This window comes from Streptomyces sp. NBC_00433, from assembly GCA_036015235.1.
GTDB lineage: Bacteria > Actinomycetota > Actinomycetes > Streptomycetales > Streptomycetaceae > Actinacidiphila.
Genome location: CP107926.1, coordinates 3,141,045 through 3,166,593 on the forward strand (window position 1 = coordinate 3,141,045; position 25,549 = coordinate 3,166,593).

A 25,549-nucleotide genomic window follows, 5' to 3' on the forward strand; every position below is an offset into this window, starting at 1 on the left:
GGCCGAGGGATGACGGCTCAGACGGGCGTACCGATGGCGGCGTGGACGGAGTGGACGGCGCCGGCGCCTTCTCCCACGGCGGCGGCCACCCGCTTCACGGACCCGGAGCGGACGTCGCCCGCGGCGAAGACGCCTGGTTCGCTGGTCTCGTAAGGGAGCGGGCCACGCCCGAGCCCCGACCACACCGGGCTGAGCGGGTAGGGGTCCAACCGCACGTCGGTGCACAGGAAGCCACGGGCGTCCGTGGCCAGATCGGGCAGCCAGTCGGTGGCCGCGGACGCGCCGATGAAGCAGAACAGGCCGCGGCACGGCTGCTCCGCGCGCTTCCCTGACACGCGGTCGGTCAGGGCGATCCGCTCCAGCCCCTCCCCGCCGTGCAGTTCGGTCACCTCGGTGGAAGGGCGTACGGTCACCCGCGGATCGGTGCGAAGCCGGTCGAGGAGGTAGGACGACATCCGCGAGGCGACGTCCGCGCCCCGGACGGCCAAGGTGACGGCGCAGCCGCGTGAGGCCAGGTACAACGCCGCCTGCCCCGCGGAGTTGGCGCCGCCCACGACGCAGACCGGCTGACCGGCGCACACCTGGGCTTCGAGGTTGGTGGCGGCGTAGTAGATCCCGGCGCCCTCGAACCGCTCCCACGACGGGAGGGGCAGCGTGCGGTAGCGGGCGCCGGTGGCGACGAGGACGGCGCGGCTGTCGATGGCGGTGCCGTCCGTCAGGACGACGCGCAGGTAGTGGTGGCCGGTCTCCAGTGCCGCCACCTGGCAGGGGCTGGACAGGCGGGCGCCGAACTTCAGCGCCTGCAAGGTGGCCCGCAGCATGAGATCCCCGCCGCTCAGCCCGGAGGGGAAGCCGAGGTAGTTCTCGATCCGCGAGCTCGCCGCCGCCTGGCCCCCCGTCCCGACCCTGTCGAGGACGACGGTGTCGAGCCCCTCGGAGGCGCCGTAGACGGCGGCCGCCAGGCCCGCGGGACCCGCGCCCACCACGACGAGGTCGGCGGGGCCTCCCTCCGCGGCCCGATAGGCCAGGCCGAGCGTCGAGGCGAGTTCGGCGGGAGTGGCCCGGCGCAGCACCTCGTCCTGGGCGACGACGACGGGCAGATCAGCCGTGGCGAGCCCTGTCGAGCTGAGAATTCGCCGGCCTGCGGGGCTGCCCGCCTCGGTCCAGAGGTGCGGCAGGCGCTGACGTGCGGCATAGGTGCGCAGGGCGAGCCCCTCCGCGGAAGCGCTGACGCCGACGATCTCCAGCCTGCGCGCCACCACACTCTCCCGGAGCCGGTCCCGTCGGGCGAGGAAGGCGCGCAGCAGCACGTCGGAGAGGTCCGCCTCGTCGGCCATCAGGCGCCGGAACCGGTCCGGGGGGATGCGGTGGACGCGTCCCGGCTCCACCACCCGGGCGGCCATGCCCACCGTCTGCCCGGTCAGCAGGTTCAGTTCGCCGATGAAGCCGCCGCGCCGGTAGGTCGCGATGACCACCTCTTCGCCACCCGGGCCCGGCGGCGACACCAGCTCGATGGTCCCGGACTCCATCACGATCAGGTCGTAGGCCGGTTCACCGGGGCGGAAGACCACGTCGCCGCGCCGCACGTCCTGGGCGCTCCCGTACGAGGCGAGCCGGGCCTGCTGCTCGTCCGTCAGTCGCGGTGAAGCCTCCCCCTGAGAAGGAGTCCGCGGATTCGGCGACCCGGATTCCGGCTCCATCGTCATTCGCCTCAATTCGTGACAGGTCGCCCCAGGCTATCCCCGTCGGGGTCGAGTCCCGGTTTCGCGCGATCGACGGCGTGTGGGGCCGACATGCCGAGGGTGGCGAGGCAGGGCCAAGCGGTACGCCGCCGGTGCGACGACGTACCCGCCACCGCGTGCCCGACTCGCGGGGAAGCTGTCGCCAGGCGAGGGAACGGCCGGTTCCGGTCATTCGCCGGCGCCGCGCGCGGCCCGGGTGCGGCCGGGCAGGGCGGGACGCGGCGGTCGGTGGCGGCCCGGGGCAAGGGGCGTCGTGCCCGGTCGCGTACGGGCGGCGCCCTGCCGGGGGCACCCCTGCGCCGGGCAGCCGTAAGTCCTCCGGTCAGGACCGGCCCCGTACCCCGCCGGTCGAACAGCAGTGCAAAATCGCCCTCTTGCCGGATCGGGTTTCTTGTCCCAGCCGATACGCGCTGCCTACGCTGGCGCCTCGTTTCACGGCGTGCCCGGTTCAACGCCCGCCTCTGCTCGTCACGTCCTACCGATCACGCACGACTGGCTCATGGTTTGCGAACGGCATCGGACAGGTGGCGCCCCTCGTACGAGGGCGCGAGCGAGAGCGGGGACTACGCGTGTCACAGGCGACTTCCGAGACGGGGACAGCGGGCGCCGCGCGCCCCGGTGGCCCGGAGGGGAGCGCGAAGGCGGCAGCGTCCGGGCGCTTCCGGCCGGGCCGGGACGTCGTCCTCCTGTGGGTCGCCTGCGCGACGGACGCGATCGGCAGCAACGCCTCCGGCATCGTGCTGCCGCTGGTGCTGCTGGGGCTGGGCTACTCCCCCGCCGTCGTGGGCGTCGTCGCCAGTGCCTGCACCGCGACGGGACTGCTGGTGGCGCCGCTTGTGGCGTGGCCGGCCGACCGGGGCGCCCGGAAGGCGGTGATGTTCTGGTCGGCCGTCGTCGCGGCGCTGGCCATGGGCGTCCTGGCGATGGCGCTGGCCGGCGGGCACCCCCCGCTCACCCTGCTGCTCGGCGCGGTGCTGGTGGAGTGCGTCGCCGCCGCCTGCTACAAGGCCGCGGCACCGGGCACGGTGGCCCTGCTCGCCGCGCCGGCGGAGGTCCCGCACGTGGTGGCCGGCGTCGAGGCCGGCGAGCAGGGGGCGCTGATCCTGGGGCCGGCCCTGGGCGGTGCGCTCTACCAGGTCTCCCGGGTCCTGCCCTTCGTCGTGGACGCGGTCTCCTACGCGGTGACGGCCGTGTGCGTACGGTCCATGGCCTCGGACCTGCGGGCGGCCGACGCGCCGGCCCCGGCGCCCTCGGGAGGGCGGCGCGGCAAGGCGAAGGAGGACGGCCTGCGCGCCGGGCTGCGCATGGTCCGCTCCTCGCCGCTCCTGCGGCTGGTCCTGCTGTGGGCCACCACCGTCAACGGTGTGCTGGCCGCGCTGACCTACCAGACGGTCTTCGCGCTCAGCCGGCACGGGCACGGCGCCGCCCCGATGGGCCTGGTGCTCGGGGTGTCCGGCACGGCGGGGCTGGTCGGCGCGCTGGCGGCGCCCTCGCTGGTGGCCCGGCTGGGCGCCCGCCGGGTGCTGGTGGCGGTCACCTGGCTGCTGCTGCCGCCGGTCGCCGGCCTCGCGACGGCCGGCAGCGCCTGGGCCTTCGGCGCGCTGTTCGCCTCCATCTGCCTGCTGCTTCCGCTGACCTCCGTGGTGCTCCAGGCGTGCGCGGTCCGGGCGGTGCCGCCCGGGGCCCAGGCCCGGGTGGCGGCCGCCCTGACGGTGTGCGCGGGCCTGGCCGCCGCGCTGGCCCCGGCGCTGACGGGCACGCTCGCCGGGCGGGTCGGCACCGCCGCGCCTCCCCTGGCCTGCGCGGCCCTGCTGGCCGCCCTGGCGCTGCGCACCACCCTGGGCGGGCCCCGCCCCCTGCCGCTGGAGGACCCCGCATGAGGCCCGCCACCGCCCCCGGGCCCGCGCACACCGTCAGGGCCACCGCCCCCGGCCCGACCCGCTCCGGCACTACCACGGCCGCCCCCGGCGGCCGGCGCGCCCGCTACCGGCTGTTCGTCCCGGCGCTGCCCGACCCGTGCGCGAACGACCCGGCGCACATGGTCTTCACCGCCGACGCGGGCGGCCGCTGCGAGGTCTTCACCTGGGACGCGGCCACCGGACAGGCACGGCAGGTCACCGACCGGCCGCTCGGCACGCTCCGCGCGACGATCGACCCGGGCGACCACGTCTGGTGGTTCGACGAGGACGCCGACGGGCTGGGCCGCTGGTGCTTCCAGCCCTTCGCGGGCGGCCCGGACCGCCACGGCCTTTCCGGCGTGGCCCCCGGTACGCCGCGCGGCCTGTGGGTGGGCGACGACGGCACCGTCGTCATGGGCATCGGCTACGGCGACAGCACCGCCGTCCTGCGCGGCACGCGCGGCGGCCCGGCCCGGCAGATCGCCCGGCTGGACCGCTTCGCCTCCGTCTCCGGCGCCGCCGCCACCGGAGGGACTCTGCTGGTGGCGGTCACCGGCTCGGCCCGGTCCGAGCACGCGGTGACCATCCTCAGCGCGGAATGCGCCGAAGGCGCGGGCGGTACGGAGGGCGCGAGCGGTACGGAGGGCGCACGCGGCGCGGCGGCTGCGGGCAGCGCGTACAGCACGGACGGCGGCGTCCGCCAGCACCCCGTGACCGACCTCGGCGCCGAAGGCGCGGCCGGCGCCGTCCGCGCGGTCCTGCCCGGAACCGGCGGCGCCCTGTGGTGCCGCGGCTTCTCCGCGGTCCCCGCGCCGGGCTGCCCGCACCCCGAGCTGCTGCTGGTGAGGGAGGCCGACGGCGGCTACCAGCTGGCCGGTTGGCGTCCGGACACCGGCCTGCGGGCCTACTCGTGGTCCTTCGACACCGAGATCACCGCCCGCTGGTATCCGGCGGGCCCGTCCGCCCGGTCCGTGCTCGTCCGCCAGGAGCGGCACGGCCGCAGCCGGCTGCACCGCGCGGACCTCGACTCCGGCACGCTCACCCGACTGCCGGTACCGCCCGGGACGCTGCTCGACGCCGCACCCCGTGCGGGCGGTGATCTGCACTGGCTGTGGACGGACACCGCGCACCCGCCCCGGGCGCACTCCACCGCCGGCACGCCGCTGCCGCCGGCCGGCGGCGAGGACGACGGCTCCGAGGACGGCGGCACGGACGGCGACGGCTTCTTCGACGTCATCCCCGGCACCCACCGCGACCTGTGGACGCAGGGCCCCGGCGGGCCCGTACACACCTGGCTGAGCCTGCCGGAACCGCACGGCGCCACCGCACCCCCGGTGGTCTTCCTCGTCCACGGAGGCCCGGCGGACCACGACCGGGACGCGTACGACGGCGTGGTGCACTCGCTGGTCGGCGCGGGGCTGGCGGTGGCCCGGGTCAACTACCGCGGGTCGACCGGCTACGGCCCCCGCTGGCGGCGGGCGTTCGAGTCCGGTGTGGGGCTGACCCAGGTGGAGGACCTGGCCGCCGTCCGCGCGGATCTCGTCGGCCGTGGCCTGGTCCGGCCCGACGCGGTCGCCCTGTGGGGCACCTCGTGGGGCGGCTACCTCACGCTGCTGGCGCTCGGCACGCGTCCCGACCTGTGGCAGGCCGGCGTCGCCGTCAAGCCCGTCGCCGACAGCGTGACCGCCTACCGCACCACGACCGGCGCCCTGCGCGCCCTGGACGAGCGGCTGTTCGGCGGCACCCCGGACGAGGTGCCCGAGGCCTACCGGCGCAGCTCCCCGCTGCATTACGCGGCCGAGGTCCGCGCCCCGCTGCTGGTGATCGCGGCGACCCGGGACGTCAAATGCCCGCCCGGCCAGGTGCGCGGCTACCTGGCGGCGCTGGACGCGGCCGGGGTGCGCCACGAGTCGATGTGGCTGGACACCGGGCACAACGGCTACACCGGGGCCGATCACGCGGCCCTGCTGCGCCGCGCCGTGCTCTTCCTGCTCCGCGAACTGCGCGGCCCCGCCGCCGCGCCCCCTGCTCCTTCCGCCGAACGGCGGAAGGCCGCGGACAGCCCGCAGGACCCCGGTCCTGCGACGTCCGCACCGTCAGGCACCACCCGTGTACGTCGAGACGAGGAGTAGGCCATGCAGAAGGACCTCATTCACAACGACCCGCTCACCGACGAGGAGGAGAACCGCTCGGTCTCCGTCGGTGTGACGGTCAGGATCAGCGTCGCTCAGCCCGACGACCAGCCGGAGATCTGACCGGTCCGGCCGGGCCGACCGCCCGTCGGCCCGGCCGGTGTGATCGGGCGACCCGTCTGGCGGGTCTGCGGACCGGGCGGCCCGGTCCGCAGGCCCGTCGAGTCGCGGAGCCCGTACCTCCCGCAGCCCCCTTTGCCCGACAAGTCCGTGTGCCCGACAAGTCCGCGCGCCAACCAAGTCCGTGCGCCCGCCCGGCCCGGCCGTCCACGAGGAGTCGTCTTGCGCGTCCTGCTGATCAACATGCCGTGGTCCCCGATCGACGTCCCCTCGCTCGCGCTCGGCATCCTCAAGCGCACCGTGGACGAGCACGTGCCGGGTGCCGACGCCGAAGTCCTCCAGGCCCAGCTGGAGTTCGCCGACTGGATCACCGAGCGCGCCACCTTCACCGCCCGCGACTACGAGTACTACTCCCTGTCCTCGTACTTCCTCGGATGCGGCGACTGGGTCTTCTCCTCGGCGCTCTACGACGACCCGCAGTGGCGCGACGCCGAGTTCACCACCGCGATGGAGTCGAGGCTCGACCCGGAGCGGATGCGCATCACCCGCGAACTGCACCGCCTCGCGCCGGAGTTCGTGGACGAGATCGCCCGCAAGGTGGTCGCGATGGAGCCCGACTTCGTGGGCTTCACCTCCACCTTCCAGCAGAACACCGCCGTGCTCGCCGCCGCCCGCCGGATCAAGCAGCTCGACCCGCGCATCGTCACGGCGATGGGCGGCGCCAACTGCGACGGGGAGCAGGGCTCGGCGCTGCACCGCAACTTCCCGTTCGTCGACCACGTGGTGCGCGGCGAGGGCGAAGCCGCTTTCCCGGCGCTGCTGAACGCGCTGGTGCGCGGCGAGACCGACCTGTCCGAGGTGCCGGGGCTGTGCCACCGTGCCGCCGACGGCACGAGCGTCGTCAACCCGATCGCCGCCCGCCCGCTGCCGCCGGCGGCCATCCCCTCCCCGGACTACACCGGCTACTTCGAGCGGCTGGCCAGCTCGGTGGCCCGCAACTGGGTCGAGCCCAAGCTCGTGGTCGAGGGGGCGCGGGGCTGCTGGTGGGGGCAGAAGCACCACTGCACCTTCTGCGGCCTCAACGGCTCGTTCATGGAATTCCGCAGCAAGCCCCCGGAGACCTTCTACGACGAGATCACCTCGCTCGCCGCCCGGCACCGGGTGCTCGACATGTACGTCGTCGACAACATCCTCGACATGGGCTACCTCACCACGGTGCTGCCGCGGATGGCGGACAGCGGCAACGATCTGCGGCTGCACATCGAGATCAAGGCCAACATGCGGCGCCACCAGCTGCGTACGCTCGCCGAGGCCGGCCTGATCTACGTGCAGCCGGGCATCGAGAGCCTCAACAGCCGGGTGCTCGGCCTGATGGACAAGGGCGTCACCGGCTGCCAGAACGTCCGCATGCTGCGGGACGCCGCCGAGTTCGGCCTGTCGGTGTCGTGGAACTACCTCTACGGCTTCCCCGGCGAGTCCGCCGAGGACTACGACCCGGTGATCACCCAGCTCCCGGCGCTGGCGCACCTCGACCCGCCGGCCGACGAGGCCAGCCGTATCGCCATCGAGCGCTTCAGCCCCTATTTCAACCGCCCGGAGCTGGGCTTCTCCGGCCTGCGCCCGGCCGGCTTCTACTCGCTGATCTACGACCTGCCGGAGGCGGAGCTCTACGACCTGGCGTATGTCTTCGCCTCCCCCAACCGCGGCATCGGCAAGGAGACGGCAGCGTCGCTGGACGCGGCCCTCGCCGCCTGGCTGGCCGCGCACCCGGGGGCGCGGCTTACCCACACCGACCTCGGCGACCGGGTCGTGCTGGTCAGCGACCGGCCCGGCTTCGCATGGCGGCGGATGGAGCTGACCGACCCGTTCGAGCTGGCCGTCTTCCGGCTGCTGGACCAGCCGCACACCCCCGCGGTGCTCGCCCGCAAGGCCGCGGGCGAGACGGGCCTCGACGCGGCGGCGGCGGAGGAGCGCGTCCGCGCGCTGCTCGACAGCTGGCTCGGCCTCGGACTGGTCTTCACCGACAGCGGCCACTGGGTGCAGATTGCGCCGCCCGCGGTCAACCAGGCGCTGCTGCACCTGGAGTTCATGCGGCGAGCCCACGACCTCATGCCCGAGGAGGCCCCGGAGCCGGCCGAGGCGCCCGTGCCCGCAGCGGTCGCCGCCGAGCCCCAGCCGCTCGCCCGCCTGTGACCCACCCGTACACCGCCGGAGCAGTCCCCGTCCCCGTCCCAGGAGGTTCAGCCCGATGACCACGAGCACCGCCCCGACCGACGGCGCGCCCGCCGCTGCGGACTCCGGCGTACTGGCTGTCACCGCGTGGCGCGACTACGACCCCGAGGTCTGCGCCCTTCCCGGCATGGGGCTGGGCGAGCGCCTGCTGACCGGGCCCGTCGCCGAGGAGGCGGCCCTGCTGTGGGCGGACGGCGCACGGCGGGTACGCCTGGCGGAGACCGTCGACCTCACCGACGCGGGCAGCGCGGACGGCGCGCTGCGGACGGTGCGCGAGCTGAGCCTGGTCCGGGACCTGACGGCCCGTGCGGTGCTGGTGGAATGGACGCTGCGCACGGCCGCGGACGACCCGGAGGGCTGGCGGGCGCTGGGCCACCTCCAGCCGCCCCAGCAGCTGCTCGGTCTGCCCGCCGAAGCTGCCGCCGACCAGCTCCGCGCCTGGCGCGAAGGCCACTATGTCGGGCTGTGCCTGTGGCGCCAGGGCCCCGGCTTCGTCCAGATCCGCGACCGGCGTTGGGGCGGCCTGGCGCGGTTCACCGTGGACGAGCCGCACTACCAGGAGGCGATCGTCCGGCTCTCCTACGGCGCCCCCGCCGAGGACGTGCCGGACGACGCGCTGTCCGACTTCCTCGGCGAGCGGCTGGTCCTCCCCTTCGGCCCGCTGAACTGGTGGGCGCCCTACCGGGTCACCCGCTGGAGCCGCGGCGGCATCATGGTGTGAGCCGCGCCCGCCGCCGAGCGCGGCGGTGCGCCGCGCGGCCGGACGGCCGCGCGGCCGGCAGCTCACGGCACGCGTGCCGGGGAGGACCCGCTCAGCGGCCCTGCGATCGGTCCCACGCCGACAGCAGTTCCCGCTCGCGGTCGCCGCTGAGGCCGGCGCGGCGGGGGCGGTCCAGGCCCTGGGTCCGCTCCCAGTGGAGGGTGTCCGCCAGCAGCTCCGCCCGGGGGCGGTGGCGCAGGCCGGAGGTGCGGGCCGCGGAGCCGCTGCGGGCGCTGAAGCCGGACCATTCCGGGTCGGACATCCACATCGCGAGGGACTCGGGGCCCATGAACTGGCCCACCTCCTGGGCGAGCAGCCAGTCGGCGCCGGGCTGCACCACCGGGCCGGTGTGGCCGCCGATCTCGCGGGACAGGGCCACCCACTCGGCGAAGGGGACGATCGGGCCGACGGCGTCGTACGTTCCTGTCGTGCCCTTCTCGGCGCTGTCGAGCAGCCAGGCCGCGAGGTCCCGCGCGTCGACCGCCTGCGTCGTGATGCCGGGTGAGGCGGGGACCAGCAGCGGCGCCAGGGGGTCGCGGGCCGCGCGGGCGACCCAGTAACCGGTGCGGCCGCTGTGGTCGCCGGGGCCGCCGATCAGCCCGGCCCGCGCGATGAGGAGCCGGTCGCCCACCGCGGCCGACGCGGCCTGCTCGCAGGCCACCTTGGCCTCGCCGTATTCCTCGCTGCCGACCTCGTCCCGCCCGGTCGCGGGGAGCAGTTCCGCCGACTCGTCGGCGTCCGGCCGCGCGTGCGAGGCGTAGGCACTGATCGAGGACACGTAGGCCCAGTGGGCCGCCCGCTCGCCGAGGGCCGCCAGTGCGCCGCGGACGAAGGCGGGCTGCCACGACACCTCGACCACGGCGTCCCAGTCCCGGCCCGCGAGGCTCGCGTACGCCGACGGGTCGCGCCGGTCCGCGGCGACCAGTGCCGCGCCCTCGGCCGCGCCGCCGCTCTCGCCGCGGGCCAGGCAGGTCACCCGGTGCCCGCGCTCCAGTGCCTGCCGCGAGATTTCGCGGCCCACCCACGCTGTTCCGCCCAGTACCAGTATCTCCATCGGTTCACTCAAACACGGTCCGCGAGCCCGCGAGACCCCGCTTCGCGGAGGGCGTAGCGGCCCGCGCCGGGCCGCCCGGACGCCGCCCGGGGCCGGGCGGCGTCCGGGTCAGCCCAGCTCGTCGAGCAGTTCGGCCAGTGCGTCCAGGTCGCGGACGACCCACGACGAGACGGACATCACCGCGAGGTTGTCCACCAGGGAGGTCACGGTGACGATCGGGACGCCGGCCGCGTAGGCCGACTGCATCTCCATCGCCGTGCCCATGCTGAGGGTGCGGTCGGGGAGGAAGGCGACGCACAGGTCGCATTTCGCCGCCTCCTGGGTCATCTCGTTGAAGGTCCGCCGCAGCGACGCCAGCTCGGCGGGGAGGGACGCGAGGTGGAGGACGCGGGGGGCGGAGCCGGTCAGGGCGGCGATGACCGACAGCGTGGCCGGGTCGGCCAGTTGGCGGGTGACGTCGGCGCTCGGGTCGAAGCACTCCGCGTCGGGGAAGCGCGAGCGCACCGCGGTGGCGATCTGTTCGCGGTAGCCCTGGTCGTCGATCCGCAGGCCGGCGTTGGACCCCTGGATGGTGCCGGCGATGAAGACCCGCTGGATGTTCATGTGCGCTCGATTCGTCATGCGTCCTGCAAGGAGTAGTCGGCGAGGTCCGTCCCGGGGTCGGCGATCTTCTGGTAGACCCGCGCGGCCGCCACCAGGTGGTCCTCCATGTCGGCCCGTTCCAGCCCTGTGGTGCGCCGGAGGTCCGCCCAGACCGCGGCCGCGTGGGCGTCGGCGCCGTTGCGGGACGCGACGCCCTGGCCCGAGCGGAGCCAGACGTCCGCGGGCGAGAAGTCGCGTTCCGCGAAGCCCTTCAGCGGGATGATCGCCTCCGCGGTCACCGCCGTGCCGGCCACCAGCGCGCGGACGGACACGCTGTTCTGCTCCGGGTGGGTGAGCAGCGACGCCATGTCGGCGGAGAAGGCGGCCAGCGAGAACTCGTTCTCCGAGCGGAGCGTGAAGTGGCGGGTCAGGAAGTGCGCGCCGTTCTTCACGCTGTATTTCGAGTAGCTCAGCCGGATGCGGTAGCCCTCGCCGGTGGAGCGGTATTGGGCGGCGAGCCGGGCGGGGTGCGCCCCGCCCCGCGCGTCCAGCCGGACGGGCGCCGCGTCGACCTCGACGGAGGAGTGGCCGCGCCGGACCTCGTCCGCCGGGAAGCGGATCGGGGTCAGGTGCAGCAGGTAGGGGTCGAGGACCACGACGTCGCCGCCGGTCTCGAAGACCGCCGCGATGTGCCGGAGGTCCTGCAGGACGGCGGCTTTCGGTGCGCCCAGCGCCGCCGCGCGCTCCGCCACGTAGAGCGTCTGGTAGATGCACGCCACTCCGTGCCGCGGATCGGGCTCGCTCCCGTTGTACCAGCGCAGGTATTCCGTCGCGCTGTTGTAGGGGACGTCCCGCAGCACCGAGTCCAGGGCGGCGGTGTAAGGATCGGGGGTCCCGGTCACGTGAATCGCTCCTCAAGGACGGTGTCGTCGGGGCTCTCCGCGAACACCGTCTCCCGCAGCTCCTTGCGGCGCACCTTCCAGGTGGACGTCCTCGGGAGGCGGTTCCAGGGGATGAACACCGGTGCCTCCAGCGGCGGCAGGCCGCGGGCCACCTCGGCCCATGCCGCCTCGCTGAGGTCGGGGCCGTCCAGGCTGATGACGGGGACGGGCTTGCGGTCGCCGCGGGTCAGGACGATCACCTCGACGGCGCTGCCGATCCGGTCGAGCAGCTCGCTCTCCAGCTCGGTCGCGCTGCCGCCGGGAATGGCGTCGACCGCGCGGTCGACGAAGTGGATACGGCCGAGGGCGTCCTTGTAGCCGACGTCGCCGGTGTTCCACCAGGAGCCCTTCCACTTCTCCGTGTAGCGGTCGGTCTCGCCGACGTAGTCGACGCAGATCGACTTGCCCTTCGCGAACAGGACGCCGACCTGGCCGCGCTTGACCGGGGCGCCGGTCTCCGGGTCGGCGGCCTTGACGCCCACCAGGCCGGGCCAGGGGTTGCCCATCATGTTCATGTTCCCGCCGGCGGCCGCACGGCGCTTGATCTGGCCGCGGGTGTAGCCGAAGCCGGCCATCGGACCGACCTCGCTCTGGCCCCAGCTGTGCCCCCACAGCACGAACCGGCGCCGGGAGGCCTCCACGAAGGGCCGGGCGATCGAGGGGTGCATGAGGTCGAAGGTGTTCATGTAGTAGCGGACCTGGGCGAAGAGCTCCGGCCTGCGGCGTACGAGCGGCACCCAGCACTGGAAGACGTTCGGGGTGGCCTCGATCGTGGTCGGCCGGACGCGGTCGAGCGCCCGCTCGACGTCGTCGGCCTCGTGGCTGCTGGCGATGACCAGGGCCTTCGGGGCCCACCGCAGCTGCGCCATGGCCCAGGCGTAGGCCCGGGAGTGCGCGAAGGATATCGAGCTGAGGGCCACGTCCTTCGGCCCGTTGACGGCGATCGGCATCGGCAGCAGCTCCAGCCGGGTGCCGGCCCGGCAGGAGTCCGCGGTGTGCGCGACGAGCTTCGGGGTGTTCGTCGTCCCCGAGGTGTGCGTGATCATCATCAGGTCGGAGTCCGCGCGCAGGTCGAGGGCCGGCGCGGCGCTGCCCCGCAGCCCGTCGATCGTCAGCAGGCCGGCTCCCGGGTCCGCGGCCGGACCGTCGATCAGCACCGTCCTGCCGTACGCCGTCAGGTCCGCCCCGACGCCCTCGGCCCGCTCCAGCACCTCGGAGCCGATCAGGGTGACGGAGGGGTCGAGGCGCTTGAGCATCTCCGCGAGGTGCTCGGGGTAGTTGGCGCCCGAGATGGTCGCGGCGGTGGCGCCGATCCGGGCGGCGGCCGCGGCCAGCAGGATCATGTCGAAGTGGTTGCGCTTGACGACGGCGATCCGGTCGCCCTTGCGCGCGCCGGCCGCGTACAGCCAGGCCGACGCCTCCCGCACCAGGCCGGCCAGCGCCGCGGCGTCGTAGTCGGAGCCGGCCGCGGGGGCGATGTCGAAGGGGCGGTCGAGGACCAGTTTCGTGGTGCGCGACTGCTCGGCGTGCCAGTCGAAGAGCAGGCCGAGGTTCTTGGGTGGTTTCTTCACAGGGGCACTTCCTCAGACCGCGAAGGAGATGATGAAGGCGGCGACGGCGGTCGCCAGGAATCCGAGGCAGTTCACCCAGAATTCCATCCGCAGGAAACGGGCCCGTATGTGCGCGTAGGAGGCGCACAGGAAGTAGACGATCACGCCGACGTTCGCGCTGAAGCCGATGCCGGCGTGCTTGATGCCCACCAGAAGGCCCACGACGGCGAGGGTCTTCACGACGAGCAGCACCCACCACCACTCCCGGGGCAGTTTGACGCCGTCGAGGCAGACCTGGATGAATTTGAGCGGGCGGACGGACATCAGGACGTCCGAGGCCAGGAATGCCGCGAGCACGATCTGCGGCCACGACGGGCTGGGGATGAGGTGCATGGTCTTCGTCCTTTGTGTTCGGTCGGCGGCTGCCGCCGGCCCGGTGTCCGGTCGGCGTCCGCCGCTGAGGGGGGGAGCCTCGTCACGCGCCTTCGGGCAGCGGTGCGAGTTCCTTGAGCAGGTAGGCGACGAGCGCGTCGACGGTGGGGTGGTCCCAGGCGACGGTGGGCTCGACGACCAGGTCGAACTCGTCCTCGATGTCGCCGCAGAGGCTGAGCGCCGCCACGGAGTCGAGGCCGTAGCCGGTCAGCGGCGCCGTCCGGTCGATCTCTTCGGTGGACAGCCGGGTGTAGTCGGCGACGTGCCGGACGAGCCATCCGGCCAGCGACTCGGCGGTGTGCGGCTGCGGGGCGAGGTCGGGGGCAAGGTCGGGGGCGGGCTGGGGAGTGCTGCCGGTGGCGGTGTCGGTCACGGGTTCCTCCGGATGGTCCGAACGAGGGTTCTCGGCGCGGGGCGACGGGCGGTGGGGGCGCCGTCAGCCGGCCAGGGCGGTGTCGTAGAGATCGAAGCTGCGGCGCTCCGCGTGGCGGCGCAGTAATTCCTCCTGGACCCGCCCGGTGCAGCCCGCGGGCAGGTCGGCGGGCCTGCGGCCGAGGCGCCGCACGAGCCGGTGCAGGGCCGCGGCGGCCCAGGCCGGGTCGGCGAGGAAGGGGTCGTCGCCCCGGGCCCGCGCCCCGCGCCACACGCCGAGCACCGCGGCACCCGCGAGCAGCACGGCGTAGCGGTCGGACAGGGCGAAACCCGCCGGGGAGGCCAGCGCGGTGCGGTCCAGCGGCGGCAGCGCGAGGCTCTCCCGCTGGATCAGCCGCAGCTCGCCGGTGAGTTGCCGCGCCAGCGCCTGTACGGCCGCCTCGGGCGGGGTGCCGTCCGGCAGCGTGTCGGCGGCGGCGACCAGCGAGGCGCTCAGGCCGTCCCGGTCGCCGGTCAGGGCGAGCCGCCGGAAGGGTGCCTCCGGCAGGTCGGCGCGCGGGTCGAACAGCGCGTCGGGGGCCGCTTCCGCGCGGAACCAGGAGCGCCTGGCCAGCCGCGGCAGCTGCGGGATGATCGTCGCCTGGCAGGCGGCGGCGCCCGCATGGCCCAGGCTGAGCACCGGCAGGTCGCGCAGGTGCTTCTGGAAGATGCCGAAGTCGCCCTCGCGCAGGTAGAACCGGGCGCCCAGCACGACGGACAGGTCGTGCATCGCCCCTTGCAGCAGCGCGGGCACCAGGTATTTCACCGCGGAGGCGTAGACGCTCGCCTCGTCGGGCAGCAGGTGCACCGCGCGGGTGCCGGCCAGGCAGAGGCAGTCGCTGATGAGCAGGTCGAGGAAGGCGTCGCCGAGGGTGGCGCGGGCCTGGGGTATCTCGGCCACGGTCCGCTTGTAGAGGTGCCGGCCCCGGGCGAAGGACACCACGGTGCGCAGCGCCGTGTCTGCGGCGCCCAGCGCCATGCCCGGGAGGGCGCTGCGGGTGAGCTGGAAGGAGCGCAGGGCCAGGTCGGCGCCGTGGCCCAGCTCGCCCACGAGTGCCTGCGCGGGGACCGGGGCGCCGTCGAAGTCCAGGCCGGACAGGAGGCAGCCGCGTACGCCGACCGTGCCGTAGCGGGGCAGGACGGCCAGCCGCCCGGGTGCCACCTGGGCGCGCTCGACCATCAGGACCGAGTGGCTGCGCGGGCCCGGTGCCGGGTCGGTGCGGCTGAAGAGCAGCCAGGCGTCGGCCCGCGCCGCGTTGTTGATGACCTGCTTGGTGCCGTGCAGCCGGAAGGAGCCGTCCGGCTGTACGCGGGCCTCGAAGTCGTTGCGCAGGAAGTCGTTGCCGTGCGCCAGTTCGTGGTAGGCCACGGAGACCCGGCCGCCGCCCAGCAGGATCTCCGCCAGCCGGGTCCGCTGCCGCTCGTCGCCCCCGGTCCACACGTTGACCGCGGCCATGAAGGAGGTGACGCCGTAGCCGAGCCCGAGCGCCACGTCCCGCCGGAAGACCTCGCGCAGGACGCGTGCCAGGGAGTCGAGGCGCTCCAGCCGGCCGCCGAGCGCGGCCGGTACGAATTCCGCGTTGAGGCCGTAGGCGTCCAGCAGCTTCTCGCCGGCCGCGGACAGCTCCCCGGCCTCGTCGGCCTCCAGCAGCCGGTCGTTGCCGACCGGGTTGACGGGGTCGCCGGGGTCGCCGAAGGCGGCGTTCAGCTCGGCGACGCGGGCCGCCGTGCGCGCTTCCTGACCGCCTGTCATGACGCGCCTCCCGCCGCGTGCGCGGGGACCCGGACCGGCGGCCGGTCCCGCACGTCCTGCGCGGGACCGGCGGGGCGCAGCGACAGCGGCAGCAGCGAGACCAGCCGGCCCTGGGCATGCAGGGCGATGGACGCGTCGAGCACGCCGTCCAAGGCCTCGGGGTCCGCCGCGTCGGGCAGGCCGAGCGCGGTCAGCAGCCGGGCGAGCGCGGCCCGCAGCCACAGGGCGTCCCGCCACAGGGGTCCGGTCGCGCCCGCCTCCGCGTCGCGGTGGCTGTGCGTCCACAGGCCGACGCAGGCCGCCGCGGCGAAGCACAGCGTGAAGCGGCGGGCGGTCTCGAAGGCGGCGGGCGGCACGTCGGTCCGCGCGTCCCGGAACGCGGCCATCTCGGCGTGCACGTCGTCGACCACGGCCGACAGCCTTTCCGCGGCGCGCAGGGCGGGCTCGACCGCCGGATTGCGGGCGGCTGCGTCGCGCAGCAGCCCGACGCAGCCGGGCAGCGCGGCCAGCACACCGCTGCCGTGGCGGGCGAGCAGCGAGAGCCGGTCGAGGGCGGCGGGCGGCAGCGGCGCGGTGAGGCGGAAGGCGGCGGCCGCTCCCGCGACGTCCCCGGTGCCGCGCTCGTGGGCCCTGGCCAGCGTACGGAACTGGCTGATCAGCGAGTTGAGGTTGACCAGGGTGTTGCCGTCGAAGAGGCCGACGATCCGGTGGTCCCTGTCCACCTTCTGGAACCGGCCGCCGGCGTAGACGTCCTTGAGGAAGGCGCGGGCGCCGAGCAGCCGGGTCAGCGCGGTGACGACGGCCTCGGTCCGGGTCGGCACCAGGTACTTGGTGACGGCGGCGACGACCGACAGCTCCGCCGGGGCGGTCTGCACCGCGCGGGCCGCGACCAGCGCGAGCGCCTCGCCGGCGAGCACGTCGGCGGCGCTCTCGGCCAGGGTCCTGCGTGCCTGCGGCAGGTCGATCAGCGACCGGCCGTAGAGGCTGCGCTCCGCGGCGAAGTCGAGGCCGAGGGCGAGCGCGTGGTCGGCGGCGCCCAGGGAGAGCGCCGCGCACATGGTGCGGGTCAGCTGGAGCGCCTTGAGCACGGTCTCCAGGCCGTGCCCCACCTCGCCGACCACGGCGCCCGCGGGGACCGGGGCCCGGTCGAAGGCGATCCCGGAGATGTCCGCGCCGCGTATGCCGTGCGTGCGGACCTTGTCGAGGTGGCGGTACGTGCCGGCCGGCAGGGTGCGCTTGTCCACCAGCAGCACGGAGTAGCCGCGCGGGCCGCCGGCCGGGTCGGTGCGGGAGAGCACGGACAGCAGGCTGCCGCGGGTGGCGTTGTTGATCAGCCACTTCTCCCCGCTGACCAGGTAGCCGTCGGCCCCGTCCGCGGCGGGCTCCGCGACGACGTCGCCGGCCAGCAGGTCGCTGCCGTGGGCGCTCTCCGTCAGCGCGAGGCTGACCGGCAGCCGGGAGGCGATGGCCTCACCGAGCCGGCGGCCCTGCTCCGCCGAGCCGTCCACCCAGACGCAGACGGCGCCCAGATACGTCTTGCCGTGCGCGATCGCCACCGTCAGGTCGCGGCGGGCCACCGTGCGGACCAGCTGCACCAGCTGCTCGTAGTCCGTCAGCCGGCCGCCGTGGGCGGCGGGGATGTAGAACTCGTACAGGCCGAGCTGGTCGAGCACCGCGCACAGGGCGGCCGGGAATTCCTCCCGCTCGTCCAGCGCGAGGCTGCGGGCGTGGCTGAACAGCGTGCCCGGGTCGTCCGGGTCGCCGAGGTTCCACTCCAGCTGCTCGGCGAGGCGGTAGGGCATGTGGCGGTACGGGGTGCGGCAGTAGGGCGTGTGGTCCACGGCTCAGCCCACCGGGGTGGCTATCGGTCCGGCGGCGAGGTTCGCCACCCGCCGGTCCAGGTCCTGGTGCACCACGGGCAGCCGGTCCTCCAGCAGCAGCCGCCGCATCAGGGTGCGCTGGATCTTGCCGCTGGTGGTCTTGCGGACGGTGGCCGGGCGCACCAGGACGACGCTGCAGCTGGCCTGGAACTCCTGGCGGACGCGGGCGCGCACCTCGGCGCACAGCGCGGCCGGGTCCTGCGCGGCGCTGCGGCGGAATTCCTGCACCAGGACGAGGTGTTCCTCGCCGTCGTCCACCGAGAAGGCCGCGCCGGCGCCGCCGCGGAAGGCGGGGTGCAGGGACTGCACGTCGCGCTCGACGTCGTGCGGGTAGATGTTCCGCCCGTTGATCAGGATCATCTCCTTGAGGCGGCCGGTCACGTAGAGCTGCCCGGCGTCCATCACGCCGAGGTCGCCGGTGCGCAGCCAGCCCGGGTCGGTGCCCGCGGGCGACACGATCCCGGCGTCGAAGACCTCTGCATTGGTCTCGGGGCGGTTCCAGTAGCCCGTGGAGACGCTGGCGCCCTTGACCCATATCTCGCCGACGTGGGCCTCGGGCTGCTCGGCGCGGCTGTCCGGGTCGACGATCCGCACGGTGAAGTCGCCCGGGTCGACCTCGCCGCTGCCGACCAGCGCCCGGGTGCCGCCGCCCGGCGGGGCGTCGTCGAGGCGGCCCTTCTCCAGCGCCGCCGCGTCGACCGTGCGGTGGACGGGGGCCTGACCCGCCTTCACACCGGAGATCAGCAGGGTCGTCTCGGCCATGCCGTAGCAGGGGCAGAAGCTCTCGGCGCGGAAGCCGACCTGGGCGAACCGCTCGGTGAAGGCGCGCACCGTCTCCGAGCGCACCGGCTCCGCCCCGTTGCAGGCGTGCTCCCAGCCGCTCAGGTCCAGCGTGGCCAGCTGCTCGTCGGTGACCCGGCGCAGGCACAGGTCGTAGCCGAAGTTGGGGCTGCCGCTGATGGTGACCCGGTAGTCGGTGATCATCTGGAGCCAGCGCACCGGCCGCATGAGGAAGGAGACCGGGGACATCAGGGCGGCCGAGCCGCCGACGTAGAGCGGGTTGAGTATGTGCCCGATCAGGCCCATGTCGTGGTAGGCGGGCAGCCAGCAGCCCATGCGGGTGCCCTGGTGGGTGCCGAGCGCGTGGGAGATGGCCAGCTCGTTGGCGATCAGATTCCGGTGCGAGACCATCACGCCCTTGGGCTCGCTGGTGGAACCCGAGGTGTACTGGAGGAAGGCCAGCGAGTCGCCGGTGAGCCGCGGCCGCGTCCACGCCGCCGCGTCGCCCTGGGCGGGGTCGTCGCCGGCCAGGACCGGGATACCGGTGGCGCCGGACTCGCGCAGCCAGGCGCGGACGCCCGGCTCGTCGGCGGAGTCGGTGAGCACCGCGCGCACATCCGCGTCGCGCAGGATGCCGGTGAGCCGGGCCGACTGGTTGTCCTGGTCGGCGGGCAGCGGCGCGGGGACCGCGACCACTCCGGCGTAGAGGCAGCCGACGAAGGCCTTCACGAAGTCCAGGCCTGAGGGATAGAGCAGCAGCACCCGGTCGCCGACCGCGCTGTGCCGCTGGAGCCACGAGGCGATCCGCTTGGCCTCGGTGTCCAGCGCCCCGTAGGTCAGCCGCCGCGCGACGGCGCCGGGCGCGCTGTCCGGCAGGAAGAAGAACGCTTCTTTGTCCGACAGGTCTGCGGCATGGCGCAGCACGATCTCGGTGAAATTCTCTTGCCTCAGCAAGGCAGACCGCCCCCGATCTAGGACTCGCACACGGCCGGACGACCACCTGGCGGCGAATCGCTGACGCTGTCCCGACGGGACGGCTCACCCCCCGATTTCGGGGCGCGGCCGATCACGACGGCGTCATTTGAATTGATTGCGAATTCACATCGCCATACCCAGGGATCCCCGGCGCTGGCGACAATACCAGCCCCTCGGCGAGTGCGCGTGGAGTCGTCGCACTCAACCAAGCCGGCCCCAAGAGCTTGGGGCCGGCTTGGTTTTACGGCCGCTTCTCCCGGCTTCTCCGCGGCATGGTGACGACGGCGGCCCGGCGGTCGCCCCGCATGCATTCTGCGGCCGCATATAGAATTCCGCTATACCCCCGTGATATTCGGACGCCCCGGCATTTCGCGCGGACGGTCAGGACGGAAAAGCCCCGCCCGAAAAGGGGTCCGTCAGCAGATGCGGGGCAGCTGCTCGCCGATCGGCAGGTCGACCACGCGGGTGCCGCCGAGGCCCGTGCGGGCCACGACGGTGCCCGGGTGGTCCGCGACCGCCTCGCCGATCACCACGGCGCCCGCGCCCAGCGGGTGGGCGCGCATCGCGGCCAGTACCGCGTCGGCGTGCTCGGGCGGGACGAAGGCGACGAGCTTGCCCTCGTTGGCCACGTACATCGGGTCGAGGCCCAGCACCGAGCAGGCGTTGGCGACGGCCGGCGGCACCGGGACGGCGCGCTCCCGTACGACCACGCCGACCCGGGCCGCCGCGGCGATCTCGTTGAGCGAGGCCGCCAGGCCGCCCCTGGTGGGGTCGCGCAGCACGTGCAGGTCCGGGGTCACCGCGAGCATCGCCGCCACCAGGCCGCCGAGCGGCGCGGTGTCGCTCTCGATCTCCGCCTCGAATTCCAGGCCCTCGCGGACGCTCATCACGGCGACCCCGTGGGCGCCGATCGCGCCGCTGACGATCACCACGTCCCCGGGCACCACCCGCTGCGGGCGCAGGTCGACGCCGGCCGGGATCAGGCCGATGCCCGCGGTGTTGACGTAGATCCCGTCGCCGTGGCCGGACTCGACGACCTTGGTGTCGCCGGTGGCCACCTCGACGCCCGCGGCCCGCGCGGCCGCGCCGATCGCCTCGGCGACCCGGGCGAGCACCGGCATCTCCACGCCTTCCTCCAGGATGAAGGCGCAGGACAGGTACGCGGCACGGGCGCCGCTCATGGCCAGGTCGTTGACGGTGCCGTTGACCGCGAGGTCGCCGATGCCGCCGCCGGGGAAGAACAGCGGCCGCACCACGTAGGAGTCGGTGGAGAAGGCCAGCCGGGCGCCGCCGAGCGTGACGGCCGCCGCGTCGCCGAGCTGGGCGAGCACCTCGCCGCCGAAGGCGGGGGCGAAGATGTGCTCGACCAGCTCCGCGGACATCGCGCCGCCGCCGCCGTGGCCCATGACCACCCGCGGCTGGTGGCGCAGCGGGGCCGGGCACGTCCACGACAGCATGTCGACCGGCGCGGGCCTCGCGGGGGCGGGAAGGGTGTCAGACAACGGGGGTCGCCTCCTGGCGCGCGGGGGCGGCGCCGAGCCGCCGGTAGAGGTAGTAGGCGGCGCAGGCGCCCTCGCTGGAGACCATCGTGGCGCCCAGCGGTGTGCGCGGGGTGCACACGGTCCCGAACGCCTCGCAGCGGTCCGGTTTGAGCAGGCCCTGGAGCACCTCGCCCGCGCGGCAGGCCGCGGGCTCCGCGGTGTCGATGCCGGACACCTCGAAGCGGTGCTCCGCGTCGAAGTCCCGGTAGCGCTCCGACAGCCGCCATCCGCTGTCCGGGATCACCCCGATGCCGCGCCACGCCCGGTCGGTGACCTCGAAGACGTCGTCGAGCATCGCCAGGGCCGCCGGGTTGCCCTCGGGGCGCACCGCCCGCTGGTAGGCGTTGTCGACGGTGTGCTCGCCGCGCTCCAGTTGCAGCACGGTCCGCCGAACGCCCTCCAGGATGTCCAGCGGCTCGAACCCGGTGACCACGATGGGGACCTGGTACTGCTCGGCGAGCCGCGGGTATTCGCCGGTGCCCATCACGCTGCACACGTGCCCGGCGGCCAGGAAGGCCTGCACCCGGCAGCTCGGGGACCGCATGATCGCGTCGATCGCCGGGGGCACCCGCACGTGCGAGACCAGCAGGCTGAAGTTGCGGATGCCGAGCTTGCGCGCCTGGTGGACCGTCATGGCGTTGGGCGGGGCGGTCGTCTCGAACCCGATGCCGAAGAAGACGACCTGCCGGTCGGGATTCCGCTCGGCGATGCGCAGCGCGTCGAGCGGCGAGTACACCACTCGTACGTCACCGCCTTCGCTGCGCACCCCGAACAGGTCGCGACCGGTGCCGGGCACCCTCAGCATGTCGCCGAACGAGCAGAAGATCACGTCGGGCCTGGACGCGATCTCCAGCGCCTTGTCGATGACTTCGAGCGGTGTGACGCACACCGGGCAGCCGGGGCCGTGGATCAGCTCGACCTGCTCGGGCAGCAACTGGTCGATGCCGTGCCTGATGATGGTGTGGGTCTGGCCGCCGCACACCTCCATCAGCGCCCACGGCCTGGTCACGGTGGAGTGGATGCTGTCCAGCAGCCGCCGCGCCAGACCGGGGTCCTGGAATTCCTCGAGGTATTTCACCGCAGCGCCTCCCGTGTTCCGTCCTGGCCGTCCCATTCCTGCCACGGGGCGCCGCCCGCCTGTGCGGCGATCTCCCATGGATCGCCGAACTCCTCCTGGAGCATGCCGAGTTCGGCGAAAAGCTCCAGCGTTTGCAGCGCCGACTCCTCGTCGAGCCGCTGCAAGGCGAAACCGACGTGCACGATGGCGTATTCACCGACCTGCAAGTCGGGCAGATACTCCAGGCACACCTCCTTGACGACGCCGCCGAAGTCGACGTCGGCCATCCGGGTGCCGTCCCGCTCCTCGATCTTCAGCACTCTGCCGGGTACCGCCAGGCACATGGGTTCTCCTCGCTGTGGGGGGATGCGATACGTCGCGGGGCCGCGATACGTCCGGGCGTGCGGCCGGTGCCGGTCACCCGCTGTCGGCGCGCCGGGCGGCGACCATCAGCTGGCCGAGGGCCAGCCCGCCGTCGTTGGGCGGCACCAGCCGGTGGACAAGTACGGTGAAGCCGGCGGCGCGCAGGGCGTCGGCGCACAGCCGGGAGAGCAGGGCATTGCCGAAGACCCCGCCGGTCAGCGCGACGGTCTCAAGCCCGTGCCGGTCGCGCGCCGCGGTGCAGCCGCGCAGGACGAGGTCCGCCACCGCCGCGTGGAAGCGGGCGGCGACCGTACGGACACCGGTGCCCGCCCGCAGATCGGCGACGACCGAGGCCAGCACGGGTCCGGGTGCCGCGACCAGTTCGGCGTCCCCAGCCGCGCCGGGGGCCAGCCCGAAGGCGTAACCGGGGCCGGTGCCGCCGCCCGCGCCGAGTGCCGCCGCCTCCAGCTCCACGGCGGCCTGCGCCTCGTACCCCGCGAGATGGCACACCCCGGCGAGCGACGACACCGCGTCGAAGAGCCGCCCCATGCTCGACGTGGGCACGCAGTTCACCCCGCGCTCCACCAGCCGGGCCAGCACCCGCAGTTCGTCGGGCGGGCAGGCCGCGACGGGCGGCAGCCCGGGGTCCCAGGCGATGCCCGCGGCCCACAGGTGGGCCAGCGCCATCCGGTAGGGGCGGCGTACGGCCGCGTCGCCGCCCGGCAGCGGCACATAGGCCAGCCGGCAGAAACGCGTGAAGCCCGCGTAGTCGCCGAGCAGGAACTCACCGCCCCACACGGCCCCGTCGTCGCCGTAGCCGGTGCCGTCGAAGGCCACCCCGACGACCCGCCGGGTGCCGTCCAGGCCGTGCTCGGCCATCGCCGCGGCCAGGTGGGCGTGATGGTGCTGCACCCGCACCAACGGGCGCTCCGCACTGTTCCGTTGCGCCCACGCCGCCGAGCGGTAGCGCGGGTGGCGGTCGGCGGCCAGCACCTCGGGCCGGACCGCGGTGACCGCGGAGAGCTGTTCCCGCGCGCGCTCGAAGGCCGCCACCGCGGCCGGCGCGTCCATGTCGCCGATGTGCGCGGACAGCCAGCCGCGCCGGCCCTCGCCCAGGCAGAAGGTGTTCTTCAGGTCCCCGCCCACCGCCAGCGCCGGCCGCACCTCGACGGGCAGCGCGATCGGCAGCGGGGCGTAGCCGCGCGAGCGGCGCACCATCGACACCGAGCCGTCGAGCACCCGCACCACGGAGTCGTCGCAGGGCACCCGGACGGGCCGGTCGTGGACGAGGAGGGCGTCCGCCAGCGGTGCCAGCTTCTCCAGCGCCTCCCCGTCGTCGGTGACGATGGGTTCGCCCGACACGTTGCCGCTGGTCATCACCAGCACCGAGGGGCCCGGCGGGTCGCCGGGCAGCCCGAGCAGCAGGTGGTGCACGGGCGTGTAGGGGAGCATCACGCCGATGTCGGGCGCACCGGGCGCCACCGCGCCGCCGAGCGCCCGGCGGCGCCCCCGCAGCAGCACGACGGGGCGCACCGGCCCGGCGAGCAGTGCCCGCTCCTGCGGGCAGGTCCGCGCCAGCCGCTCGACGGCGGCCAGGTCACGCACCATCACCGCGAACGGTTTGTCCCCGCGCGCCTTGCGCCGCCGCAGCAGCGCCACCGCGTCGGCATTGTCGGCGTCACAGGCCAGGTGGTAGCCGCCGAGCCCCTTGACGGCCACGACGCCTCCGGCGGCCAGCAGCGCGCGGGCGGCGGCGATCGGGTCGCCGCCGGGGGCGGTGCGGTCGGGGCGGGTGCCGCCTGGACGGGCGCCGTCCACACGAGAGCCCTCCGGACGGGCGCCGTCCAGGCGAGCGCCGTCCAGGCGAGCGCCGTCCAGGCGGGCGCCGTCCGGTACGAGGAAGCGCAGGCGGGGGCCGCAGGCGTGGCAGGCGATCGGCTGGGCGTGGAAGCGCCGGTCGGCCGGGTCCGCGTACTCCTCCGCGCAGGCCCCGCACATCGGGAAGCCGGCCATCGTGGTGTGCGCGCGGTCGTAGGGCAGTCCGGTGACGATGGTCAGCCGCGGCCCGCAGTTGGTGCAGCTGATGAAGGGGTGGCGGTGCCGCCGGTCGCCCGGGTCGGCCAGTTCGGCCAGGCAGTCCGCGCAGGTCGCCGTGTCGGGCGGCACGAGGGTGCGGACCTGGCCCTCCGTCAGGGACTGCACGATGGCGAAGCCGGAGCCGCCGGTGACGGCCAGGGTCTGGTGGTCCACCGACTCCACCCAGGCCAGCGGCGGGGCGCCGGGGCCGATGCGGGCGCAGAATGCGGCCACCGCGTCGGCGCCGCCCTCCACTTCGGCGACGACACCGTCCGGGGTGTTGGTCACGTGTCCGGCGAGTCCCAGGCCGGTGGCGAGCGCGTGGACGTACGGCCGGAAGCCGACGCCCTGCACCACGCCCCGCACCGTCACCCTGCTGCGCCGCGGCGGTCCGGCGGCCGCCCGCGTCGCGACCCGGATCATGACTCCGCGGTGACCGCGGCGAGCCGGTCGGCCGCCGACTGCCCGTGGCCGTGCGGGTGGTCCGCGCCGTCGCAGCCGTCGAGGTGGGCGCCGTGACCGTACGGGTGCTCGTGGTCGTGCACGTGGCCGTGGCCGTGCAGGTGGCCCTGCGCGGTCCCGGTGCGGGACATGACCGGGGTGTGCACGGGGCCGCCGGCGGCCGCCGCGGTCGCGCGGGCGAGCAGCTCGCCGGCTCCCAGGCCGCCGCGTACCGACGTCAGCAGCACCTCGACGCCCGGGTTGACCTGCGCCACGTGGGAGCGGAAGGCCGCCTCGTCGAAGGCCGCGGGACCGGCGAGGTCCATCTTGGTCACCACGACCAGGTTCGCCAGGCCGAAGGCGGTCGGATACTTCAGCGGCTTGTCCTCGCCCTCGGTCACCGAGGCGAGCACCACGCGCAGCGTCTCGCCGAGGTCGTAGGAGGCCGGGCACACCAGATTCCCGACGTTCTCCACGAAGAGCAGCTCCGTGGCGTCGGGCAGCCAGCCGTCCAGGTGGCGGGCGAGCATCCCGGCCTCCAGGTGGCACAGCCCGTCCGTCAGCACCTGCTTGACGGGGGCGCCGGACCTGGCGAGGCGGATGGCGTCGTTCTCGGTGGCCAGGTCAGCGGTCAGCGCGGCGATCCGCGTGCCGCGCTCGCGGGCCAGCGCCAGTTCCTGTTCGAGCAGTGCGGTCTTGCCGCTGCCGGGGCTGGACAGCAGGTTGACCACGGTGGTGCCGCGGGCCGCGAGGTCGGCGCGCAGCTGCCGCGCCCGGAGGTCGTTCCCGGCCAGTACGGCCTGCTGGAGGTCCACCACTCGGCACATCT

The 25,549-nt window shown here is 74.3% G+C and carries 19 protein-coding genes; 4 read left to right on the forward strand and 15 right to left on the reverse strand.

Annotation, left to right across the window (positions count from 1 at the left end; translation table 11 throughout):
- Window positions 1–17 precede the first annotated feature (17 nt).
- Complete coding sequence (locus OG900_12965; GenBank protein ID WUH90914.1) at window positions 18–1,700, reverse strand: FAD-dependent oxidoreductase; 1,683 nt, start codon at window positions 1,698–1,700, stop codon at window positions 18–20.
- A gap of 611 nt (window positions 1,701–2,311) precedes the next feature.
- Here OG900_12965 and OG900_12970 point away from each other — a divergent pair.
- The 4 genes from OG900_12970 to OG900_12985 all read left to right on the forward strand — a co-directional run bounded on the left by OG900_12970 (window position 2,312) and on the right by OG900_12985 (window position 8,845).
- Complete coding sequence (locus OG900_12970) at window positions 2,312–3,622, forward strand: MFS transporter (GenBank protein WUH90915.1); 1,311 nt, start codon at window positions 2,312–2,314, stop codon at window positions 3,620–3,622.
- Window positions 3,619–5,772, forward strand: coding sequence for a prolyl oligopeptidase family serine peptidase (locus tag OG900_12975; GenBank protein WUH90916.1), 2,154 nt, complete (start codon window positions 3,619–3,621; stop codon window positions 5,770–5,772). The genes OG900_12970 and OG900_12975 overlap by 4 nt, the downstream gene beginning before the upstream one ends.
- A gap of 342 nt (window positions 5,773–6,114) precedes the next feature.
- Entirely contained in the window at window positions 6,115–8,085 is a 1,971-nt protein-coding gene (locus tag OG900_12980) for a RiPP maturation radical SAM C-methyltransferase (GenBank protein WUH90917.1), read from the forward strand.
- Between the two features lie 55 nt (window positions 8,086–8,140).
- Window positions 8,141–8,845: a DUF5825 family protein gene (locus OG900_12985; GenBank protein ID WUH90918.1), complete on the forward strand. Its 705-nt coding sequence runs from the start codon at window positions 8,141–8,143 to the stop codon at window positions 8,843–8,845.
- 91 nt (window positions 8,846–8,936) lie between these two features.
- Here the strand turns inward: OG900_12985 and OG900_12990 are convergent, their stop codons facing one another.
- The 14 genes from OG900_12990 to hypB all read right to left on the reverse strand — a co-directional run bounded on the left by OG900_12990 (window position 8,937) and on the right by hypB (window position 25,547).
- Entirely contained in the window at window positions 8,937–9,938 is a 1,002-nt protein-coding gene (locus OG900_12990; protein WUH90919.1) for an NAD-dependent epimerase/dehydratase family protein, read from the reverse strand.
- Between the two features lie 108 nt (window positions 9,939–10,046).
- Complete coding sequence (locus OG900_12995) at window positions 10,047–10,559, reverse strand: hypothetical protein (protein WUH90920.1); 513 nt, start codon at window positions 10,557–10,559, stop codon at window positions 10,047–10,049.
- Window positions 10,556–11,422 carry a hypothetical protein gene (locus tag OG900_13000; GenBank protein WUH90921.1) on the reverse strand — a complete coding sequence of 289 codons (867 nt, stop codon included), beginning with the start codon at window positions 11,420–11,422 and terminating at the stop codon, window positions 10,556–10,558. The genes OG900_12995 and OG900_13000 overlap by 4 nt, the downstream gene beginning before the upstream one ends.
- Window positions 11,419–13,032 carry an acyl--CoA ligase gene (locus OG900_13005; protein ID WUH90922.1) on the reverse strand — a complete coding sequence of 538 codons (1,614 nt, stop codon included), beginning with the start codon at window positions 13,030–13,032 and terminating at the stop codon, window positions 11,419–11,421. The genes OG900_13000 and OG900_13005 overlap by 4 nt, the downstream gene beginning before the upstream one ends.
- 12 nt (window positions 13,033–13,044) lie before the next feature.
- Window positions 13,045–13,404, reverse strand: coding sequence for a DoxX family protein (locus OG900_13010; GenBank protein ID WUH90923.1), 360 nt, complete (start codon window positions 13,402–13,404; stop codon window positions 13,045–13,047).
- 82 nt (window positions 13,405–13,486) lie between these two features.
- Window positions 13,487–13,729 (reverse strand): acyl carrier protein, encoded by a 243-nt coding sequence (locus OG900_13015; protein ID WUH95738.1) that lies wholly within the window; start codon window positions 13,727–13,729, stop codon window positions 13,487–13,489.
- 150 nt (window positions 13,730–13,879) lie between these two features.
- On the reverse strand, window positions 13,880–15,607 hold the full coding sequence (locus tag OG900_13020; protein WUH90924.1) for an acyl-CoA dehydrogenase: 1,728 nt from the start codon (window positions 15,605–15,607) through the stop codon (window positions 13,880–13,882).
- Window positions 15,604–17,448 carry an acyl-CoA dehydrogenase family protein gene (locus OG900_13025; GenBank protein WUH90925.1) on the reverse strand — a complete coding sequence of 615 codons (1,845 nt, stop codon included), beginning with the start codon at window positions 17,446–17,448 and terminating at the stop codon, window positions 15,604–15,606. Before OG900_13025 ends, OG900_13020 begins: the two co-directional genes overlap by 4 nt.
- 3 nt (window positions 17,449–17,451) lie before the next feature.
- Window positions 17,452–19,221, reverse strand: a complete 1,770-nt coding sequence (locus tag OG900_13030; protein ID WUH90926.1) for a fatty acyl-AMP ligase — start codon at window positions 19,219–19,221, stop codon at window positions 17,452–17,454.
- 437 nt (window positions 19,222–19,658) lie between these two features.
- Window positions 19,659–20,699 carry a hydrogenase expression/formation protein HypE gene (hypE, locus tag OG900_13035; protein ID WUH95739.1) on the reverse strand — a complete coding sequence of 347 codons (1,041 nt, stop codon included), beginning with the start codon at window positions 20,697–20,699 and terminating at the stop codon, window positions 19,659–19,661.
- A gap of 37 nt (window positions 20,700–20,736) precedes the next feature.
- Window positions 20,737–21,861 carry a hydrogenase formation protein HypD gene (hypD, locus tag OG900_13040; GenBank protein WUH90927.1) on the reverse strand — a complete coding sequence of 375 codons (1,125 nt, stop codon included), beginning with the start codon at window positions 21,859–21,861 and terminating at the stop codon, window positions 20,737–20,739.
- On the reverse strand, window positions 21,858–22,184 hold the full coding sequence (locus tag OG900_13045) for a HypC/HybG/HupF family hydrogenase formation chaperone (protein ID WUH90928.1): 327 nt from the start codon (window positions 22,182–22,184) through the stop codon (window positions 21,858–21,860). Before OG900_13045 ends, hypD begins: the two co-directional genes overlap by 4 nt.
- Before the next feature lie 73 nt (window positions 22,185–22,257).
- Window positions 22,258–24,702 (reverse strand): carbamoyltransferase HypF, encoded by a 2,445-nt coding sequence (gene hypF, locus OG900_13050; protein WUH90929.1) that lies wholly within the window; start codon window positions 24,700–24,702, stop codon window positions 22,258–22,260.
- Window positions 24,699–25,547 carry a hydrogenase nickel incorporation protein HypB gene (hypB, locus tag OG900_13055; protein WUH90930.1) on the reverse strand — a complete coding sequence of 283 codons (849 nt, stop codon included), beginning with the start codon at window positions 25,545–25,547 and terminating at the stop codon, window positions 24,699–24,701. The genes hypF and hypB overlap by 4 nt, the downstream gene beginning before the upstream one ends.
- Window positions 25,548–25,549 lie beyond the last annotated feature (2 nt).

Excerpts from the sequence above, each read along its gene's own strand:
- OG900_12975 (WUH90916.1), top strand. The coding sequence starts at position 3,619 with ATGAGGCCCGCCACCGCCCCCGGGCCCGCGCACACCGTCAGGGCCACC.
- OG900_12995 (WUH90920.1), bottom strand. The coding sequence starts at position 10,559 with ATGACGAATCGAGCGCACATGAACATCCAGCGGGTCTTCATCGCCGGC.
- OG900_13020 (WUH90924.1), bottom strand. The coding sequence starts at position 15,607 with ATGACAGGCGGTCAGGAAGCGCGCACGGCGGCCCGCGTCGCCGAGCTG.
- OG900_12990 (WUH90919.1), bottom strand. The coding sequence starts at position 9,938 with ATGGAGATACTGGTACTGGGCGGAACAGCGTGGGTGGGCCGCGAAATC.
- OG900_13045 (WUH90928.1), bottom strand. The coding sequence starts at position 22,184 with ATGTGCCTGGCGGTACCCGGCAGAGTGCTGAAGATCGAGGAGCGGGAC.
- hypE (WUH95739.1), bottom strand. The coding sequence starts at position 20,699 with ATGCTGTCGTGGACGTGCCCGGCCCCGCTGCGCCACCAGCCGCGGGTG.
- OG900_12985 (WUH90918.1), top strand. The coding sequence starts at position 8,141 with ATGACCACGAGCACCGCCCCGACCGACGGCGCGCCCGCCGCTGCGGAC.
- OG900_13010 (WUH90923.1), bottom strand. The coding sequence starts at position 13,404 with ATGCACCTCATCCCCAGCCCGTCGTGGCCGCAGATCGTGCTCGCGGCA.
- hypF (WUH90929.1), bottom strand. The coding sequence starts at position 24,702 with ATGATCCGGGTCGCGACGCGGGCGGCCGCCGGACCGCCGCGGCGCAGC.
- hypB (WUH90930.1), bottom strand. The coding sequence starts at position 25,547 with ATGTGCCGAGTGGTGGACCTCCAGCAGGCCGTACTGGCCGGGAACGAC.
- OG900_12965 (WUH90914.1), bottom strand. The coding sequence starts at position 1,700 with ATGGAGCCGGAATCCGGGTCGCCGAATCCGCGGACTCCTTCTCAGGGG.